Here is a 15,053-nt window from a genome sequence, read left to right on the forward strand (position 1 = left end):
ATTATTTTTTATTCAACTCTTCAAATTCTCTCATCGCATCCACCAACGCATTGATGGAAGTTATCGTTAATGCATTGTATACAGAAGCTCTAAATCCTCCTACAGAACGATGACCTTTTATTCCTATTAAATTACGCTCTTTAGCTAGGGATAAGAAAGCAGCCTCTTCTTCTGCTGAATTCATCACAAATGTAATATTCATTCGAGAACGATCTTCTACTTCAGCTGTACCTTTGAAGAATGGATTACGTTCAATTTCATCGTATAACGTGCGAGCTTTAACAATATTTTCTTGTTCAATTACATCAATACCACCTTTTGCTTTTAACCAACGTAAGTTTAACATTGACACGTAAATGGAGAATACAGGTGGCGTATTGTACATAGAACCAGCCTTAGCATGCGCTTCATAATCGAAAATAGTTGGAATCGTACGCCCTGATTTATGGAATAATTCATCCTTAATAATCACCAAAGTTACTCCTGCAGGCCCCATATTCTTTTGAGCGCCAGCGTAAATTAAATCAAATTCTGAAACATCAATTTTTCTGCTTAATATATCTGATGACATATCCACAACAGTAGGAACTGAAGTAGCCGGTTTTTCAAAAATCTCTGTACCGTAAATGGTATTATTCGAGGTATAATGAAAATATGCAGCATCCGCAGGGATTGCAAAATCCTTAGGGATATAGTTGTAGTTTTTATCGCTAGAAGAAGCTACCACCTCAACTTGACCTATTTTCTTGGCTTCTTTAGCTGCCTTAGATGCCCAAACACCCGTATCTAAATAAGCTGCTTTAGCACCCTCAGGCAATAGATTCATAGGAACCATGGCAAATTGTTGACTTGCCCCACCTTGAAGAAACAAAATGGAATATCCATGAGGGACATTCATTAGTTCACGTACTAATCGCTCTGTTTCGATTACAACCTCTTCGAATTCTTTTGAACGATGCGAAATTTCCAATATGGATAAACCAGTACCATTAAAATCAATTACTGCTTTAGAAGCCTCCTCAAATACCTCTTTAGGCAAAATACAAGGACCTGCACCGAAATTATGTTTCATTATGACTGTTTAAATTTGTATAACATAAATTTGATAATCAACCTATAATAGGAAGTTTATACAAAGAAGTCTCAAAGGTAAAATATTTTTTAAAAATTTTTAAAACAAAATCCTAAATTGATTAAAATATTTTAAATTTTACACAATTTAGATATGATTTTATCAGTAAACTTCCCTTATCCAAAGGAAGGCTTTTAATAAAATTTATTCCAAAGCAAGCGTCATTATTAATAATTTTAAGAAAGGCTTTTACTAAGTTTTACGCAAAAAATTATGTATCTTCGCCTGCTAAGTGTCTTTTATTAATACGATAAAATAGAGCACACTTTATTGTTTGATTGAAACCAAAAAAGAATGGCTGAAGAAACAGAAAACGAAAACAATTTAGTTCCTGCAGAAAACAGGATTATCCCCATTAATATTGAGGACCAAATGAAATCTGCTTACATCGATTATTCGATGTCAGTGATTGTTTCAAGAGCACTTCCAGATGCTCGTGATGGTCTAAAACCAGTACATAGACGTGTTTTATACGGGATGTTAGACTTAGGTGTTACCAGTGGTAAACCTTACAAGAAATCAGCGCGTATTGTCGGAGATGTATTAGGTAAATACCACCCACACGGTGACTCATCCGTTTATGACGCGATGGTTCGCTTGGCCCAAAATTGGGCGATGAGGTATCCCCTAGTTGATGGACAAGGTAACTACGGTTCTGTGGATGGTGACTCTCCAGCAGCGATGCGTTATACCGAGGCTAGACTTCGTAAAATAGCAGAAGAAATGCTTGCTGACATCAACAAAGACACCGTTGATTTCCAGTTAAACTTTGATGATTCCCTACAAGAGCCTACTGTACTTCCAACACGTATTCCAAACTTATTAGTGAATGGTGCTTCTGGTATTGCTGTGGGTATGGCCACCAATATGGCTCCACACAATTTAACCGAAGTAATTGATGGCACCATTGCTTATATAGAGAATCGTGACATTGAAATTAGTGAACTTATTACGCATGTAAAAGCTCCAGATTTCCCTACAGGCGGATTAATCTATGGTTATTCCGGAGTAAAGGATGCCTTTGAGACTGGTCGAGGCCGTGTCGTTATGCGCGCTAGAACAGAAATCGAAACGACCAAATCAGGTCGTGAGGTGATTATTGTAACGGAGATTCCATACCAGGTTAATAAAGCAGATATGATCAAACGTACTGCTGATTTAATCCAAGAAAAAAGAATTGAAGGTATTTCTGAAATACGTGATGAATCTACCAAAGATATTCGAATTGTTTATGAAATAAAGCGCGATGCTAATGCCAACGTAGTATTAAACAATTTATTTAAACACACTTCTCTACAAACCTCATTTTCAGTAAATAACATTGCCTTGGTAAAAGGAAGACCAATGTTGATGAATTTGAAAGATATGATTCACGAATTTGTGGAACATCGTCATGTTGTGGTTATCCGTAGAACGAAGTTTGAGTTATCTGAAGCAGAAAAAAGAGCCCATATCCTAGAAGGATATCTTATTGCTCTAGATCATTTAGATGAAGTCATAAAATTAATTCGTAGTTCTGATACTCCAGAAGAAGCTCGTCTTGGTTTAATGGAACGATTTGCCCTTTCAGACATTCAAGCTCGTGCCATCCTAGACATGACACTTAGAAGATTGACTGGACTGGAAAGGGATAAGATCAAGGAGGAATATGCTGAATTGATGAAAACCATTGAATATTTGAAAGAAGTACTTTCCGATGAAGAGCTTCGGATGAGAATTATAAAAGATGAACTTCAAGAGGTTAAAGAAAAGTATGGTGATGAACGTCGTTCTGAAATCGTACATTCTACCGAAGAAATGAATTCAGAAGACTTCATAGATAATGAAGAAGTGGTGATTACCATCTCGCACAATAGTTATGTAAAACGTACACCTTTGACGGAATATCGTCGTCAAGGTCGTGGCGGGAAAGGTGCCATAGGCTCCACTACTCGTGATGAAGACTTTACAGAACACATTATCACGGCAATGGCGCATAACTACCTGTTGTTCTTTACAGAAAAAGGGCAATGTTATTGGCTAAGAGCTTTTGAAATTCCTGAAGGAAGTAGAACTAGCAAAGGTAGAGCTTTACAAAACATCATCAATATCCCTAAGGAAGAGAAGATTAAAGCCTTCATTAAGGTTACCGACTTAAAAGATAAAGAGTACTTAGATAATAACTTTATTATCATGTGTACGAAGAAAGGTACCATAAAGAAAACTTCTTTAGAAGCTTACTCACGACCACGTGCAAATGGTATTAATGCGATCAATATCAATCCTGGAGACGAGCTAATTGAAGCTACATTAACTACAGGAAATTCAGAAATTGTGATGGCATTGCGTTCAGGAAGAGCTATTCGATTCAATGAGTCTACTGTAAGACCAATGGGAAGAACAGCAACTGGAGTTCGTGGAATTACGCTTGGAAGTGATCGAGATGAGGTTGTTGGCATGATTAGTGTTAATGACCAAGAAACGACTGTTTTGGTAGTTTCCGAAAAAGGATACGGAAAACGTACAGATATTGAAGATTACCGTATTACCAATCGTGGTGGTAAAGGCGTAAAAACCATTAATGTAACTGATAAAACAGGAGAATTAGTGGCTATAAAAGGCGTGACCGATGAAAACGATTTAATGATTATTAACAAATCAGGTATTGTAATACGTATCGGTGTAGAAAGTTTAAGAACAATGGGCCGTGCCACTCAAGGAGTTCGCCTAATTACATTGAAAGGTAATGATGAGATTGCGTCCATAACAAAAGTCGATAGACAAGATGAAGAGGAATTTGAAGGTGAAGAAAATGAAAATCTTACAGAAGATAACTCAAGTAATTCAACGCATGATGAACAAGAATAATATTCGATTTGTAGCTGCACTATTTATGATGCTTTTGGTGAGCCAAGTAACCTTTGCTCAATCAGCATATAAAGAGGCTAGCAATGCTTTTGCTTTATATACTCAAACCAAAGAGGTAAAACATTTGGATAATGCCTATAAGCAAATTTCAAATATTTATAAAACGAAAAAGGATTCCTCTAAAACACGCGTCAATGTATTGCGTGTTTTAGTCTTGAGTTCCTTAGCTTATGCAGACTCGAATAGAACAGTAAAAACGGATAAAGATCCTATATTCCTGACACAACAAACTATGGAAAAATTTGACCGTAGTGATTTGGCTAATAATTCAGGAGAAATTGACTATGTAAAGCAGAATTTGGCGGCCGCATTGATTTTTAGGGCAAATCGATTTTTACAAGAAAACAAGTTTGCTGAAGCCTATGAAGATTTCAGTCAGGTCGCGCTATTAAATGGCTCCAATGCGGATGTGTTAAACAACTTAGCTTTATTGGCAAACAAAGCTGCTAAGAATGATGATGCTATAAAATATTACAAGGAAATTATAGCTGCAGGAAATGCAACCGCTGATCAGTACATCGAATTGGCTAATATTTATGACAAAAAGAACGAACGTCAATTATCCTTAACCACATTAGAAGAAGCTAAAACAAAGTTTCAAGATAATAAGTCGGTATTGTTTTTATTGATCGATAAATATGCTAAGAATAAATCTTATGATGCCATCGTTCCTATTATTGAAGGAGCCATAAAATATGAACCAGAAAATATAGATTTAAACTATTTAGCTGGATATGCTCATGAGAATGCAAATCAACCTCTTATCGCGAAGAAGTATTATGAAAAAGTTCTTGAGTTGGATGCAAATAATTACGAAGCAAATTTAGCTTTAGGATTGTTGTATTTAAATGATTTTTTAAAGGAACCAGATAATCAAGAATTCCAATATTATGCTCAAAATTTCTTATTGAAGGCTAATGAAATAAAGCCTTATGAAATAAACGCGTTAAAATCATTAGCTTTATATTACGAAAAAGCGGAAGATGAAGCACAATTAGACCGTGTAAATCTGCTATTAAATCAACTTACAAATTAAAATAAACAAATAAAACGATATGAATTTAGGGAAATCAATATTATTCGTAGGATTAGTATTTGCAACTTGCTCCTCTGCTTTGTATGCGCAATCGAGTAATGTTAAGAAAGCAAAAACTAACATTGTTAAATTTGAAGGACTAAAAAATACTGGGGCTTTAGATTTAATTAAACCAAGTTTGACTGCAGCACAAGAAGCCATAGATTTAGCTGTCGTTCATGAGAAAACAAAGGAAGATGCGGAAGCATGGACTTATTATTCCTTAGTTTATGCAAACCTTGCTAAATTAGATTCAAGTGCAGACGCAGCTACTAAAGCAGAAGCAGGATTGAAAAAAGCGAAAGAACTAGATGTTGAGAAAAAGCATGCTGAAAACTTAGATATTGCTGGTCAAACATTAGGTCAATTTAAATTTAATCAAGCTGTTAAAGCTTGGGATAGCCAAAATTATAAATTGGCATATAATGAATTCAATGGTGCTCTAACTTACCTTCCTGGTGATACTACCTTAACTTTTTATGCTGGTTTAGCAGCCTATCACAATAAAGATTATGATAATGCGATCGCTAAATACAAAGAGTTAGTGCCTTTAAAGGATTATTCTTCACATAAGTCTATTATGTTGAATCTTCCTAGAATTTACAATGAAAAAGGCGATACTGAAGCAGCTTTAGCTGCAGCTAAAGAAGCAGTAGCTGCTTATCCAAATGATAATGAAGCTGCCGTATTGAATATCGAGCTAAATTTAATCGCTGGTAAAGAAGCTGAAGTTATCAAGGATATTCAAAGCCAAGTAGAAAAAGATCCTCAGAATAAAAATTTATTATATTACCTAGGTTTAGCTTATGGTTCTTCTGGAGATAATGTTAAAGCATTGGAAGCGTATCAAAAAGTATTAGCAATCGATCCTAATCATAAGGAAGCTAATAATAATTCAGCGGTGGTAATTATGAATACTGGTCGTGATGAATTATTAACTTTGAACGAAGATAAAACCATCTCTACTCCTGATTATAATAAAAAAGTTGCGGAATTGAAGGGTAAAATTGGTAAAGCACTGCCTTTTTTAATTAAAGCAACTGAATTGGATCCTACAAATGTAGATGCTTTCAAGAACTTAAAAAACTATTATGATTTTGTAGAAGATGAAGCAAAATCAGCGGAGACACAAGCAAAAATGGATGCTATAAAACAATAAATTAATAGCTTACTACAAAAAAGAGCGGTTAGATTAAATCTAACCGCTCTTTTTTGTAGTATGAATGCTTGTTCTTATAACCAAATGGCGTTCTATCCTAGGGCAACATCTAAAATCATCATGATCACAAATCCAAGAATAAACCCTAAAATAGGTATATCACTGTGCTTCTCTTGTTGGGTTTCTGGAATTACCTCTTCTATTACAACAAATATCATTGCTCCTGCAGCAAACGCTAAAGCATAAGGTAGAATTGGCAAAAAGAACCCTACGGCAAAAGCTCCTAAAACTGCAAAAATAGGTTCTACTACAGCGGAGAGTTGACCATATTGAAAGCTTTTCCACTTGGATAAACCCATTCTTCTTAAGGGCATAGATACCGCTACACCTTCAGGAAAATTTTGAAGTCCTATACCTAATGCCAACAACACTGCTCCAGCAATACTTGCATCTGGATTACCGGCAGCTGCACCCCCAAATAATACACCTACAGCTAAACCTTCTGGAATATTATGTAGTGCAATAGCAATGGTCAATAAAGTAGTGCGATGTAAAGAAGATTTAGGTCCCTCCGATTTTAAGAAGTTAAGGTGTAAATGCGGCATTAGTTTATCGAGCCCAAAAATAAATAAAGCACCTAAACTAAATCCGATAGCGGAAGGCATTACTTTTTCAAAACTTTCTCCCTCACTCATTTCAATAGCTGGAGCTAATAGCGACCAAAAGCTTGCGGCCACCATTACACCACCTGTAAATCCTAACATTCCATTGAGTAATTTCTTATTTATACCTTTAAATAAGAATACAAAAGAAGCCCCTAAAGCGGTAACGGCCCAAGTAAATAATCCAGCATACAATGCTGCTGTAACAGGATGAAGCGTTTCTAAGTATTTAATTAATCCTTCCATAGAAAATTTATAAGGAGTGTTGATTTGACGATGAAATTAACTAAAGTTTTGAATATAATGCGACAAAAAACCTATTCTAATCCATAAATTTTAGAAATAGTATTAAAAAACAAAAAAAGCTCCGTTTAGGAGCTTTAAGTTTCATAGTTTCATACTATTTTAGATGAGATCTTAACATCCAAGCCGTTTTCTCATGTTTTTCTATGATTCCAACTAAGAAGTCTTCTGTTCCTGCATCGTTATGTTCTTCAACTAATTTAATTTGTTCTCTGAGGCTTATAATAATGCTTTCATAATCTCCCAATAACTCTTTAATATATCCAAGACTATCATTTTTGGTATACTTCATTTCAGTGAGTTGCGTTAACTCCAAATACTGCTTTAAGCTGCCTACGGCATAATGACCAATCGCACGAGTACGTTCAGCGATTTCATCTATTACTTCTGCGATTTCATTATATAAACTTTCAAAAAATAAATGCTGCGCGTGAAAATCAGGCCCTTCTATATTCCAATGCGCATTTCTAATCTTCATATACAACACGTGCTCATCTGCTAACAATTTATTTAGAATAGCAGCAACTGCGGCTGTATCATTCTCTTTAATTCCAATGTTAATTTTCATATGTATATTCTTTAATTGTAATCGTATTGACTTGCTTCATTCAATTTACCCAATGCATCCTCCCCTAACCTGACTTGCAAGGCGGCAACAAATGCTGCCAAATGGGATTCTTTCGTAGCACTAGCAATGGGAGCCGTAATAGTAGGCTGTGCTAATAACCAAGCTAAAGCAATAGCAGAAGCTGACGTGTGGTACCCTGCTGCGACTTCTTCTAAGGCAATGATAATTCGTCTACCACGATCATTCCAATAACGTTTTTCAATACCACTTCCACGTGTATACTGTTTAAAATCCGCTTCAGATTTATATTTACCTGTTAAAAAACCACTTGCTAAAGCATAATAAGGAATAACCCCCAATTGGTTTTCTTGTGCAATCGCTAGATACTGCGTTTCATAATGAGCTCGATCAAAGAGATTATATTCAGGTTGAAGGGAGCTGTATTTTGGTAGTTGCTGCGCGTTGGCAATCGTCAAACTCTCTTGCAATCGCTCCTTTCCAATATTAGAAGCGCCAATGTATCTTACCTTCCCTTGTTGAATCAGTTGCTCATAAGCCTTTAGGGTTTCATCTATGGGCGTTTCTTCATCGTCATAATGGGTTTGATAGAGATCGATATAATCTGTTTGCAGGCGCTTTAATGAATGCTCTACTTGTTCTAATAGATAAGATGCTCGAACATTGGGTTTACTTTGATAATCAAAACGGCCTCCAACTTTCGTAGCCAAAATAATTTGATCACGTTTATTCGTCTTTTGGAGCCATTTTCCGATAATGGTCTCAGATTCGCCACCAATATGGCCAGGTACCCAATGTGAGTAATTATTTGCTGTATCAATGGCATTAAAACCTAAATCAATAAATTGATCTAAAATTTGAAAAGATTGATTTTCATCTAAGGTCCAGCCCAATACATTTCCTCCAAAAATAATAGGAACAACAGCAAGTTCAGAATGTCCTAATACACGTTTATTATCCATATTTTATTCCATTTTACGCTATACAAGTTAACAAATAATTTTGCCAAAGGTTTAATAGAATAGCATATTCTTGTCATAAAATATTGATTTTTAGCAATGGCATTTCAACTAGGAATGTTAATTTTGCAAAGCTCATGACAAACAATAGTTTATTCAAAAATCCGCCCCACTTTCATGCCTTCAAGCATGATATATCTAAGATAACAATCCCAGAACAGTTTACCTTTCCGTTTTGCTACGAACCTCATCCATTAAGCTTACTCGCTGTAAAGGAATTGCAGCATTATTTGGAAAATCAGCAGGATTTCGAGCATAATTTTGGATTAAAAAAGGATCAGAAAGGATTAGTTATTGGCAAAATGTTTGGGGTTTTAGTAGTTTCAGATGAGGATCATAATTTGGGATACTTAGCAGCTTCCTCCGGGAAATTAGCTGGTTCTAACCAGCATTCGTATTTTGTGCCAGCAATTTTTGACATGTTGGATCCCCAAGGTTACTTCTTAAAGGAGGAAAATAAAATCAATGCATTAAATAAAGAAATAGCGCAAATCAGTACGAATACCACGCTTATTGCATCCAAAAATCAAATGGATGAAATGCAAATGGAGATGCAACAATCTTTATCTGCATTGAGGATTCAACATAAATACAACAAGCAGGAAAGAAAACGGATAAGAACCCAAGAAAAAGAACGCCTAAATGAGGTTGATTACCAAGTGCTAATCGAAGACTTAATTAAACAAAGTTACCGAGACCAACATGAATATGATGTTGCAAAAATGACTGCTAATGAAAGATTTCAAGAGGTTTCACAAGTCTATCAACAACAATTAAATCAACTTACCGACTTAAAGGAAAGGCGGAAAGTTATGTCCAATGAATTGCAACAATACTTATTTGATCAGTATCATTTTTTTAATGCCAATTCAGAGACAAAGCCATTATTAGCCATATTTAATAATTCAGGAGGAATTATTCCCCCTGCTGGTGCAGGAGAATGTGCTGCCCCTAAATTATTGCAATATGCTTATAAGCATCAATTAAAACCAATATGCATGGCTGAATTTTGGTGGGGAGCATCCCCAAGTTCAGAAGTAAGAAAACATGGATATTTTTATCCTGCATGTCGAGGTAAGTGTGAACCTATTTTGAACCACATGTTGCAAGGATTAAAAGTTGAAGCAAATCCAATGCTTGTTGGCCCTAGTCAAGAAATAGAACTAGAAATATTGCATGAGGATGAAGACATTATTGTAATCAATAAGCCGGTGGAATTTTTATCTGTTCCTGGTATAAACGTTCAAGACAGTGTGCAAGTTCGAATGGAAGCACGCTTTCCTGAATTGAATAGTCCAATGATTATTCATCGATTGGACATGTCTACATCAGGGATTTTAGTCTTGGCAAAGAATAAATATGCGCATCAATTTATTCAAGAACAATTTATTAATCATACGGTAGAAAAACGTTATACGGCCTTATTAGATGGGTGCCTTAAAGAGACAGAAGGAATAATAGACCTTCCTTTACGCGTAGACTTAGATGATCGACCTCGGCAGGTGGTTTGTCAGGAATATGGTAAACCAGCAAAAACTAAATTTAAGGTTGTTGCTATAGAAAATAATAAAACACGGGTACACTTTTACCCATTAACGGGACGAACGCATCAATTACGTGTACATTCCGCGCATAGTTTAGGTCTAAATACAGCTATTTTAGGTGACGATTTATACGGAAAGAAATCCGATAGGTTACATTTACACGCTGGATATATTGCATTTATACACCCCAGCTTAAAGGAAATAATCAGATTTCATTTACCTGATCCATTTTAATTTATTTGATTGAATAGGTATATTCGATCAAATATAAACGCTAAGTCCTATGGATACTCTCCGTTATGCCTATCAACACCCTTTGTTCCAATCAGCTGATTTTGAATTGTTGTTTGCTGCACATAAAAAAATGACCGTTCCTAAAGGAAGTTATTTATTAAAAAAAGGTCAAGTGGCTAATGATTATTATATTCTTGAAGATGGCTTAGTCAGGACTTATTTATATGACTATGAAGGAAATGAAATCACAACCTCATTTGCTGGTACGCAAGAAGTGGTGATCGAAGTTGCTTCCATATTTCAACGAATACCAACTCAAGAATATATTCAGTGCATCACCGATTGTCAGTTATGGAAAATTTCATACACCGATTTTCAAGAATTATTTCATAAAATACCCGCAATGCGAGAATGGGGCCGCGCTTGGATGGCATTTGAACTTTATTTGAGTAAAAAACGCGCAACCGAAATGATTACTGAGTCTGCAAAGAATAGGTACTTAAAATTAATGGAAGAAAAGCCTCAAGTACTGCAGCAAGCACCACTGAAATATATCGCATCCTATTTGGGCATTACGGATACTTCCCTCAGTCGAATAAGGAAAGAGATTTAACTTAATATTATCAAAAATTGAATATATCTTACGTAGAAAATAAGCGATTTCAAGGTATAGTTATCGATAGAAACGACCTTGTATCGGAATACGAAAAATGTGAATTTATTGCTTGCAATTTTTCGGGAATTGATTTAAGCAATATCAAGTTTATTCATTGCCAATTTGTAGACTGCAATTTAAGCATGGCTCTCTTAAAAAACACAACCTTAGAAAAAGCACATTTTGTCTCGACTAAATTATTAGGCGTAAATTTTAGTGAATGCAACGCTTTTAACCTAAGCTTATCTTTTGAAGAATGCACCTTAAATGACAGTTCATTTTACGGCTGTAAATTAAGTAAAACTACTTTTACACATTGCAGAATCTGCCATGTAGATTTTGAAAATGCTGATTTTAGCAAATCTAAGTTTGTAGATTGTTTATTAACGGGATCAAACTTTTTCAACACAAATTTACAAGCTGCCGATTTATACACTGCCCAGGAATTCTACATAGACTTAGATCATAATAAAGTAAAGGGAGCTATATTTTCTTTGGAAGGATTGCCAGGGCTTTTGGAAAAATATAAATTGAAAATAAAAAACTAAAGTTTATAAAGAATCATTTTCGATCTTGCATGACTGCTCATAAAAACATTGCCAACAAGATCCTTGCGATCAAGAACCGATGGATAGATTGTGTTAACCATAAATTGGCTATGCATGAAATTGACAGAGAACAGCTTCACATTTTAATGGTTGTGTATAAAGATTTACAGGTTTTGGAACTTTATGGAAGTCATCGGGATGCGGATACCTTTAAGAAAATAAGTACGTTTGAACTGACCAAACGGAGTGGCCGTTTAGGACCAAAACGTCAAGAAGGGGATAAACAAGTTCCAGAAGGTTTTTATGAGATCGATGTGTTTAATCCCGATAGCAAATATCACCTATCCCTACGTTTAAATTATCCGAATGCATTTGATCAAAGCCATCAGTATACAGGATCTTCAATATATATACATGGCGGAAATGAATCTGTTGGTTGTATTCCTGTAGGTGATACTGCCATGGAGGAAATTTATATTTTTGCATCGCTAGCAAAAGATAATGGACAAATAAATATTCCTGTCTATAGTTTTCCTTTTCCAATGAGTACCGAATACCTCAGTAAATATTCGGGCAACCCATATCAAGAAATAATTCCATTTTGGAAAAATTTACAAGAAGGTTATCAGCAGTTCATGGATACAAAAAAGAAATTATCCATTCAATATTTGGATGGGAAATATCATTTCCATCATTAATTGGCCATGTACGATAATTTAGATTTTAGATCAAGTAAAAAACAATCATACAGCAAAATGAAATTTTCCTATAAAATTGATCAAAGTGGCCTTTAACCGATTTTTTAAACCAGTTCACTAGGCTACTTTATGAAAACTAGGTTTAAAAAGTTTTCAAATGATTACAGAGAATTTACAGAAAGAGTATTCATCAGAAATTAACATATTTATAAAATAGCGCAATATGCATATCATATACTTTATATCGTTTTGGATTTGTCAAATAGCCTCTAGCATCATTTTTAAAAGTGCTGGCATACAACCCAAATACCAATGGCTAGGATTACTACTGGGAAATGCAATTTTAATAGGAGCTAGTTGGTTTTTATTGCAATTATTTAAATCTGTTCCTCAACCCATAGTGATTGCATTATGTTCTGGAGGAACTTTCTTGTCAGTGCAACTTGCCATGGCCTTATGGTTTAAAGAATCATTATCCCTAAATCAAATCTTAGGTTCCTTTATCATTATCGTTGGAATGGTATTGGTTACTTTTGGTGGAAAATCCGCAGTACAATCTTAAGCTTATGAAAAATGAATTAGAAGTATGGATGCGGGGCCAAATTCCCGACATATCCCCTTTTCTTCAACCTACAGCGCATGCTTTATTACAGGTTCAAGAAGATATTGAATATCATTTAAGTGCTGATCTAGATGATATGCTCTGGGAAAAACCCTTTGGTATGGCTTCTATAGCTTTCCACGTGAGGCATATCATCGGAGTTACGGATAGAATGTTTACTTATGCAAGAAACGAGTCTCTCAATGAGGATCAATTTGATTACCTAAAAAATGAATCTATTTTCCATGAGCATATAGACAGTTACTTTCTAAAAACAGCGCTACATAATCAAATTAACAGTGCCATTCAACAACTTAAAACCATTAAAGAAAGTGAAATTACCGAAGTTCGCTATTTAGGTCGACAAAGAATTCCAAGCACGTTAATAGGATTATTGTTTCATGCTGCAGAACATGCCCAAAGGCATTTTGGCCAACTACTCGTTACCTTAAGCATATTAAAAAATTCTAAACCTTCGATTTAACTATTTATACCTTATGCTATAAATTATTTTGTATGTCTTCCAATGATTTTCCTTTAGTCTCAGGCATGGCGATGATGAAGAAAAACGAAAAAACAACCATGATCGAATAAAATAGAAATATATAATAACCTCCGGAACTGAAATTTTCCACCACTACTGGGAAAACCCATGAAATAATCGTAGCCATTACCCAATGCGTCGTGCTGCCTAAGGATGTTCCTTTAGCGCGAACAGCATTAGGAAAAATCTCGGAAATAAATACCCAAATCACCGCTCCTTGAGACAGTGCAAAAGAACCTATAAAACCAAGAATATAATATAATAAATAGGTTGTATTTCCAGATTTTAATCCAAGAGCGACTAATAGTAGGAATATGAACATACCTACTGCCCCACTTAACAACAATTTTTTCCGACCAAATTTATCAATGATTGACATACCGATTAATGTAAATACCATATTCGTTCCTCCAATAAATATTGGTTGTAAAAAGGCTAATTCCTCATTAAAACCAGCCATTTCAAATATTCGTGGAGCATAGTATAGTATGGCATTAATGCCTGTCAATTGATTAAACAAGGCTAATAAAACCGCAAATAGAATGGGTTTCATATATTGTTTTTGAAACAAAGGTTGTTCTTTTTTTTCTTCTTGAGATTGCTCGACGGGCTGCGCATTAGCTTGACCTAATAATTCGAAAACAGCTTTTGCCTCTTCTTTGCGGCCTTTTAACATTAACCATCTAGGAGAATGGGGAATAATTTTTAAAAGCACAATAAATGCAATAGATGGTATAGCCATAATACCTAACATATACCTCCAAGCATGCTCTCCAATGCCTGCAAATAAGTAGTTAGTCAAAAATGCAATAAAAATACCTCCTACGATCATAATTTGAAACATACCAGTCATTCTTCCTCTGGTACTTGCTGGTGCAATTTCAGAGATGTATAATGGCCCCACAACAGAACTTACGCCGACGGAAATACCACCTATTAATCGAAATATTAAGAACATCGGCCAATTAAAGGATAGACCACAGCCTACAGCAGAAAGTAAATACAAAACAGCAACCCATTGCAATACTCGCTTACGGCCATATTTTTCGGAAGGCTTTGCTGCGAATATAGCCCCAAAAATGGTACCTATCAAAGATATAGATACTGTAAACCCATGCCAAAAAGAGTTTAAATTCCAAAGTTCTTGAATGATCTTTTCTGCTCCAGAAATAACAGCAGTTTCAAATCCAAATAAAAATCCTCCTAAGGAGGCAATGATGACATAGGTCCAAATCTTATTCATATGATAATTTTCAAACGCACAGTGTAGCAGATAAAGTCTGTAGAAATATCGATAATAATAAATCTATAAAATTAAACTGTTGTAATGGCGGTTAGGTTTTATAATGTAAGCTTTTGCGTTTTAGCTGAGCTAAATATAGAATT

The 15,053-nt window shown here is 35.2% G+C and carries 14 protein-coding genes; 9 read left to right on the plus strand and 5 right to left on the minus strand.

Annotation, left to right across the window (positions count from 1 at the left end; all coding sequences use genetic code 11):
• Position 1: 1 nt before the first annotated feature.
• Positions 2-1,072, minus strand: coding sequence for a 3-phosphoserine/phosphohydroxythreonine transaminase (serC, locus tag ACFRAE_RS12985; protein WP_422797594.1), 1,071 nt, complete (start codon positions 1,070-1,072; stop codon positions 2-4).
• Positions 1,073-1,426: 354 nt separating this feature from the next.
• On the opposite strand from serC, the gene gyrA reads away from it, so the two are divergent.
• The 3 genes from gyrA to ACFRAE_RS13000 are packed head-to-tail and all read left to right on the plus strand — an operon-like array spanning position 1,427 to position 6,273.
• Positions 1,427-3,979, plus strand: a complete 2,553-nt coding sequence (gene gyrA / locus ACFRAE_RS12990; protein ID WP_422797595.1) for a DNA gyrase subunit A — start codon at positions 1,427-1,429, stop codon at positions 3,977-3,979.
• Positions 3,963-5,075, plus strand: a complete 1,113-nt coding sequence (locus ACFRAE_RS12995; RefSeq protein WP_422797596.1) for a tetratricopeptide repeat protein — start codon at positions 3,963-3,965, stop codon at positions 5,073-5,075. The genes gyrA and ACFRAE_RS12995 overlap by 17 nt, the downstream gene beginning before the upstream one ends.
• Before the next feature lie 19 nt (positions 5,076-5,094).
• The gene (locus ACFRAE_RS13000; RefSeq protein ID WP_422797597.1) at positions 5,095-6,273 is read left to right on the plus strand and encodes a tetratricopeptide repeat protein; all 1,179 of its coding nucleotides are present in this window, start codon (positions 5,095-5,097) and stop codon (positions 6,271-6,273) included.
• Positions 6,274-6,365: 92 nt separating this feature from the next.
• Here ACFRAE_RS13000 and ACFRAE_RS13005 read toward each other — a convergent pair whose 3' ends face one another.
• From ACFRAE_RS13005 to ACFRAE_RS13015, 3 genes are all read right to left on the minus strand, one after another.
• Positions 6,366-7,181: a ZIP family metal transporter gene (locus tag ACFRAE_RS13005; RefSeq protein WP_422797598.1), complete on the minus strand. Its 816-nt coding sequence runs from the start codon at positions 7,179-7,181 to the stop codon at positions 6,366-6,368.
• 154 nt (positions 7,182-7,335) lie between these two features.
• Entirely contained in the window at positions 7,336-7,806 is a 471-nt protein-coding gene (locus tag ACFRAE_RS13010) for a Dps family protein (RefSeq protein WP_422797599.1), read from the minus strand.
• A gap of 11 nt (positions 7,807-7,817) precedes the next feature.
• Positions 7,818-8,786 (minus strand): aldo/keto reductase, encoded by a 969-nt coding sequence (locus tag ACFRAE_RS13015; protein WP_422797600.1) that lies wholly within the window; start codon positions 8,784-8,786, stop codon positions 7,818-7,820.
• A gap of 134 nt (positions 8,787-8,920) precedes the next feature.
• Between ACFRAE_RS13015 and ACFRAE_RS13020 the strand changes: the two genes are divergently transcribed.
• From ACFRAE_RS13020 to ACFRAE_RS13045, 6 genes are all read left to right on the plus strand, one after another.
• Positions 8,921-10,621 (plus strand): RluA family pseudouridine synthase, encoded by a 1,701-nt coding sequence (locus tag ACFRAE_RS13020; protein ID WP_422797601.1) that lies wholly within the window; start codon positions 8,921-8,923, stop codon positions 10,619-10,621.
• Positions 10,622-10,670: 49 nt separating this feature from the next.
• Positions 10,671-11,234 (plus strand): Crp/Fnr family transcriptional regulator, encoded by a 564-nt coding sequence (locus ACFRAE_RS13025; protein WP_422797602.1) that lies wholly within the window; start codon positions 10,671-10,673, stop codon positions 11,232-11,234.
• A gap of 17 nt (positions 11,235-11,251) precedes the next feature.
• Positions 11,252-11,824, plus strand: coding sequence for a pentapeptide repeat-containing protein (locus tag ACFRAE_RS13030; protein WP_422797603.1), 573 nt, complete (start codon positions 11,252-11,254; stop codon positions 11,822-11,824).
• Positions 11,825-11,853: 29 nt separating this feature from the next.
• Positions 11,854-12,522, plus strand: a complete 669-nt coding sequence (locus ACFRAE_RS13035) for a L,D-transpeptidase family protein (RefSeq protein ID WP_422797604.1) — start codon at positions 11,854-11,856, stop codon at positions 12,520-12,522.
• A gap of 223 nt (positions 12,523-12,745) precedes the next feature.
• Complete coding sequence (locus tag ACFRAE_RS13040) at positions 12,746-13,084, plus strand: hypothetical protein (protein ID WP_422797605.1); 339 nt, start codon at positions 12,746-12,748, stop codon at positions 13,082-13,084.
• Positions 13,085-13,088: 4 nt separating this feature from the next.
• Complete coding sequence (locus ACFRAE_RS13045) at positions 13,089-13,607, plus strand: DinB family protein (RefSeq protein WP_422797606.1); 519 nt, start codon at positions 13,089-13,091, stop codon at positions 13,605-13,607.
• Between the two features lie 16 nt (positions 13,608-13,623).
• On the opposite strand, the gene ACFRAE_RS13050 is transcribed toward ACFRAE_RS13045, so the two are convergent.
• A complete protein-coding gene (locus tag ACFRAE_RS13050; RefSeq protein ID WP_422797607.1) occupies positions 13,624-14,910 on the minus strand; it encodes a sugar porter family MFS transporter in 1,287 nt (428 codons plus the stop codon).
• Positions 14,911-15,053 lie beyond the last annotated feature (143 nt).

Origin of the sequence: Sphingobacterium sp. HJSM2_6, from assembly GCF_049316305.1 — a bacterium.
GTDB lineage: Bacteria > Bacteroidota > Bacteroidia > Sphingobacteriales > Sphingobacteriaceae > Sphingobacterium.

Coding starts and splice junctions, on each gene's coding strand:
- serC (WP_422797594.1), bottom strand. CDS start 1,072: ATGAAACATAATTTCGGTGCAGGTCCTTGTATTTTGCCTAAAGAGGTA.
- gyrA (WP_422797595.1), top strand. CDS start 1,427: ATGGCTGAAGAAACAGAAAACGAAAACAATTTAGTTCCTGCAGAAAAC.
- ACFRAE_RS12995 (WP_422797596.1), top strand. CDS start 3,963: ATGATGAACAAGAATAATATTCGATTTGTAGCTGCACTATTTATGATG.
- ACFRAE_RS13000 (WP_422797597.1), top strand. CDS start 5,095: ATGAATTTAGGGAAATCAATATTATTCGTAGGATTAGTATTTGCAACT.
- ACFRAE_RS13005 (WP_422797598.1), bottom strand. CDS start 7,181: ATGGAAGGATTAATTAAATACTTAGAAACGCTTCATCCTGTTACAGCA.
- ACFRAE_RS13010 (WP_422797599.1), bottom strand. CDS start 7,806: ATGAAAATTAACATTGGAATTAAAGAGAATGATACAGCCGCAGTTGCT.
- ACFRAE_RS13015 (WP_422797600.1), bottom strand. CDS start 8,786: ATGGATAATAAACGTGTATTAGGACATTCTGAACTTGCTGTTGTTCCT.
- ACFRAE_RS13020 (WP_422797601.1), top strand. CDS start 8,921: ATGACAAACAATAGTTTATTCAAAAATCCGCCCCACTTTCATGCCTTC.
- ACFRAE_RS13025 (WP_422797602.1), top strand. CDS start 10,671: ATGGATACTCTCCGTTATGCCTATCAACACCCTTTGTTCCAATCAGCT.
- ACFRAE_RS13035 (WP_422797604.1), top strand. CDS start 11,854: ATGACTGCTCATAAAAACATTGCCAACAAGATCCTTGCGATCAAGAAC.
- ACFRAE_RS13040 (WP_422797605.1), top strand. CDS start 12,746: ATGCATATCATATACTTTATATCGTTTTGGATTTGTCAAATAGCCTCT.
- ACFRAE_RS13045 (WP_422797606.1), top strand. CDS start 13,089: ATGAAAAATGAATTAGAAGTATGGATGCGGGGCCAAATTCCCGACATA.
- ACFRAE_RS13050 (WP_422797607.1), bottom strand. CDS start 14,910: ATGAATAAGATTTGGACCTATGTCATCATTGCCTCCTTAGGAGGATTT.